At 64.3% G+C, this 3,799-nt stretch carries 4 protein-coding genes and 1 tRNA gene; 1 reads left to right on the top strand and 4 read right to left on the bottom strand.

Features of this window, described 5'->3' with window-relative positions; translation table 11 throughout:
- A partial coding sequence (locus RMO25_RS08170) for a class II aldolase/adducin family protein (protein ID WP_309662112.1) occupies positions 1-592 on the top strand: 592 nt, incomplete at its 5' end.
- Positions 593-700: 108 nt separating this feature from the next.
- Here RMO25_RS08170 and RMO25_RS08175 read toward each other — a convergent pair.
- The 4 genes from RMO25_RS08175 to RMO25_RS08190 all read right to left on the bottom strand — a co-directional run bounded on the left by RMO25_RS08175 (position 701) and on the right by RMO25_RS08190 (position 3,768).
- Positions 701-1,528 carry a DUF3800 domain-containing protein gene (locus RMO25_RS08175; protein WP_309662113.1) on the bottom strand — a complete coding sequence of 276 codons (828 nt, stop codon included), beginning with the start codon at positions 1,526-1,528 and terminating at the stop codon, positions 701-703.
- 197 nt (positions 1,529-1,725) lie between these two features.
- Complete coding sequence (locus RMO25_RS08180) at positions 1,726-2,181, bottom strand: cupin domain-containing protein (protein ID WP_309662114.1); 456 nt, start codon at positions 2,179-2,181, stop codon at positions 1,726-1,728.
- Positions 2,182-2,303: 122 nt separating this feature from the next.
- Positions 2,304-2,380: transfer RNA gene (locus RMO25_RS08185), tRNA-Pro, on the bottom strand.
- 80 nt (positions 2,381-2,460) lie between these two features.
- Positions 2,461-3,768 carry an FAD-dependent oxidoreductase gene (locus RMO25_RS08190; protein WP_309662115.1) on the bottom strand — a complete coding sequence of 436 codons (1,308 nt, stop codon included), beginning with the start codon at positions 3,766-3,768 and terminating at the stop codon, positions 2,461-2,463.
- Positions 3,769-3,799: the final 31 nt, after the last annotated feature.

Genomic DNA, 3,799 nt, shown 5'->3' on the forward strand with positions numbered 1-3,799 from the left:
CTATCAGCTGATGTTCGAGGAGGTCACCGCCTCGTCGCTGGTCAAGGTCGACGTCCACGGCAACCCGGTCGATCCGACCCCGTTCATCACCAACCCGGCCGGCTTCACCATCCATTCGGCGGTGCATATGGCGCGCGAGGATGCGCAGGCGGTGATGCACCTGCATACCCCCGCCGGCCAGGCGGTCAGCGCGCATGAGGACGGGCTGCTCCCGCTAACGCAGACGGCGATGCTGGTCATGGGCGACCTCGCCTTTCACGACTATGAAGGGGTAGCGGTCGAACTCGAGGAACGCGAGCGCATCGTCGCCGACCTCGGCACCAAAGGCGCGATGCTATTGAGGAACCACGGCACGCTGGCGGTCGGCGGCAATGTCGGCGAATGCTTCCTCAAAATGTATTTCATCGAGCGCGCTTGCCAGGCGCAGATCATGGCGCTGTCGGCCGGCGACAAGCTGTCGCGCCCGCCCCAGGGCGCCGCCGAACTCGCCGCCGAGCAAGGCGGGGTAGGCCTCAAGATGGCGGCGAATTTGCTCGCCTGGCCGGCGTTGAAGCGGAAGGCGTACCGGCTCGATCCGGGATTTGCGAATTAAGGAACTATTTGTAAATTACTTGCATTGTAGGGATTGATCGACCATATGGTCGTCGTGGGCGAGGCCCCGGGGTTTGCGTATGCGAGCCGAAAAGTCGAAAGGCTCGACCTAACGGTCGGGCCTTTCTCCTTTTTGGATGTCAAAACAACTGTATTTGACTCCTAGGCTCGCGACCTCAGATTCATCCACGATATTGTCGGCGAGTTTATGCGCGTCCGTCAGGTCGACATAGGGCTGATACGTCGGGGCATACCCACCTTTGACCATGGGATACAGGTACAAGTCAGCTATTTGAATTAGCGCGTTAGCCTTCGTTTGACGCTGCGCGTCTCCCAATACAAGATCACCAAAATCGTCAGCCGTTAGCGATCCGTAACCTTCAGAGCGGCCTTCGTCGAAAGGCATTCCTATAGTTTTCAATGCCTTATGGTATTCGCCGATATTTCGATCTTCCTGCTGACCTGCACCTTCGTAAAATACCTCCAATCGACAATCTGAGCGACGCGCGTGCTTGGCGGCTCTCTCTATCAAGATTGAATAGGCAGTTTTGCACATAAGCCAGCGATCTTCGCCATACTGCTCCTTATATCGGCCGTTGTATCCGGGCCGGTCTATGACGCAGGCGATTCCAACCACTGGAATCTCCAAGAGCATTTCAGCTAGTTCAGCATGGAATCTTGCGGCCCTGCCGGCATCTTGCCCCAACCAACTGAACTGTTTTCGTCGGCCTCGAATTTTGGTCGAATGGAGCGGGTAGTCCAGCCCCCATGAATCAGTAAACGCCTTATGGCGATCAACGGCTTCGCGAACATCGGATTCCAAAACAAGAATCCCACCTAGCGCGAACCAATCCAAACAGTCGACGCGGACATCCGGTTGATGATCAGGATTACGACTCCCGCTGTCATCAAGAAATAAAAGCAACTTCTCAGGCATACCCTCGGACTAACCCGTCCGTTAGTTTGCTGCAACTAAGCGAGCTGAGGAAATATGGTCGGGGAGAGAGGATTCGAACCTCCGGCCCCTGCCTCCCGAAGGCAGTCCTCTATCAGGCTGAGCTACTCCTGGCCGGGACCGGACGGCGTACCGGCTCGATCCCAGCTTCGCGAGCTAAGCCGGCGCCGGACGCGCCGCTACTTCGGCATTTCCATGTTGACCACGCCGGGCGGCACCAGGTCGATCACCACCAGCCGCGCCGGCTGGCCGTCGAGCGCGACGCCTTCGTGCCACTGGCCGATGACTTCGGCCAGCGCCTGGCCGGCGGCGGCCTCGACCGTGGCGCCGGTGTCATGGTTGATGATCGCTACCCGCCCCTTTTCGACATAGAGGAAGCGCGACCAGGGATGGCGATGGAGCATGACCCGCCCGCCGGGCGGGAAGTCGATCGCGGTGGCGACCATCTCCGCCGCCCCCTGGGGCAGCCTCAGCGGCTGGCCGGACGTGGTCTTCGCGGTGCGCACGATCGGCGTGGCGACGGCCTTCGCCCCGGGAATCGCCTGCGCCATCGTTGGCGGCGCCACCGCCGCGGTGCAGGCGCCGGCCAGGCTGGCGGCGACGATCAGGCTCAAGGCTAGTGGTGGGCTCCGCATCGGAATCTTCCCCTGCTGCGCTCCCCGCCATGCCCGGCGGGGCGTCACCGGAGAGTAGACGCCGGCCGCCGCAAGGAGTCGAGTCCGCGAGGAAGTGCGATCCAGCGACGCGCACGGAAAATTGGTCGGGGAGAGAGGATTCGAACCTCCGGCCCCTGCCTCCCGAAGACAGTGCTCTACCAGGCTGAGCTACTCCCCGACCGAACCGATACGCAGCGATGCGCGGGTCCAAGGCGCGGGCTTCCTAGCGGGGGCCCCGTCTATGCGCAAGCAATGAAGTCACCGGCCCAACACCTTCAGCCAATCCTCATGTCGCACAAGTTTCTCGCGCGGCGCATCGGGCCGCGCGGCGGCGGTCTCGGCGGCCTCGATCGTCCGCCAGTCGGCGAAGCTGGTCGGCCTGGCGCGTCGCTCGCCCAGCAGCGCGTCGAGCCCCGCCGCGCCGGCTTTTCCCCCGTCCGACCCCGGCGGCATTGCGCCCGCGATCTGCGCGGCGACTTCATAGCCATCGGGGCGGTTGGTGCCGATCGTCCCCGACGGCCCACGCCGCGCCCAGCCGACGCAGTACAGCCCGTCGCCGATCCGCCCGCCGTCGTTGGCGAATTTCCCGCCCCTGTCATCGTACGGCACCCCGGCGATCGGCGGCGTCGCATAGCCGATCGAGCTGATGATCAGGTTCGCCGGAATGACATAGGTCTCGCCGGTGCCGACGCTCTGTCCGGCGCCGTCGAGCGCGGTCCGCTCGACCACCAGCCGCTCGGCCCGGCCATCCCCCTCGATCGCCACCGGCCGGGCGAAGAAGTCGAACACGATCCGCTTGGCCTTGCCGGCGGGGTCGCGCGCAGCGAAGTCGCGCAGATGGGTGATCGACTTGCGCTGCCCCGGCTCAAGCGCGGCATCGGCCTCGAGGGGGGGAAAGTCGGCGACATCCACCACCGGCTCGGCGGCCTCAAGATGGCCAAGTTCGCCAAGCTCCTTGGGGGTCATGGCGATCTGATGCGGCCCGCGCCGGCCGACGAAGCTGATGGTGCGGATCGCCGACATGTCGAGCGCGTCGAGCGCATGGCCGACGATGTCCGACCCGGCGAATTCCTTGCGCGTCTTCGACAGGATCCGCGCCACGTCGAGCGCGACATTGCCGTTGCCGATCACCGCCGCCGCCTCGCCATCCAGCGGCGGATCGAGGTCGGCGAAATCGGGATGGCCATTGTACCAGCCGACGAACGCCGCCGATCCGATTACCCCGGGCAATTCCTCGCCGGGGATGCCGAGCTTGCGGTCGTTGGGCGCGCCGGTCGCCAGGATCACCGCGTCATAGAGTTCGCCGAGTTCGGCGATCGACACATTCTCGCCGACCCGGACATTGCCGACGAAGCGCACCGCCTCGCCCTCCGCGACCTGGTCGTAGCGGCGCGACACCGCCTTGATCGACTGATGGTCGGGCGCGACGCCGAAGCGGATCAGGCCATAAGGCACGGGCAGCGCGTCGATCAGGTCGATCCGCGCGGTGTCGCCATAGGATTTGGCCAGCGCCTCGGCGGTATAGAAGCCCGCCGGGCCCGACCCGATCACCGCGAACTGCCGCATCCCCGATTCCCCCACCCATTGCGGGGTCGAG

Origin of the sequence: Sphingomonas sp. (assembly GCF_031361285.1) — a bacterium.
Lineage (GTDB): Bacteria > Pseudomonadota > Alphaproteobacteria > Sphingomonadales > Sphingomonadaceae > Sphingomicrobium.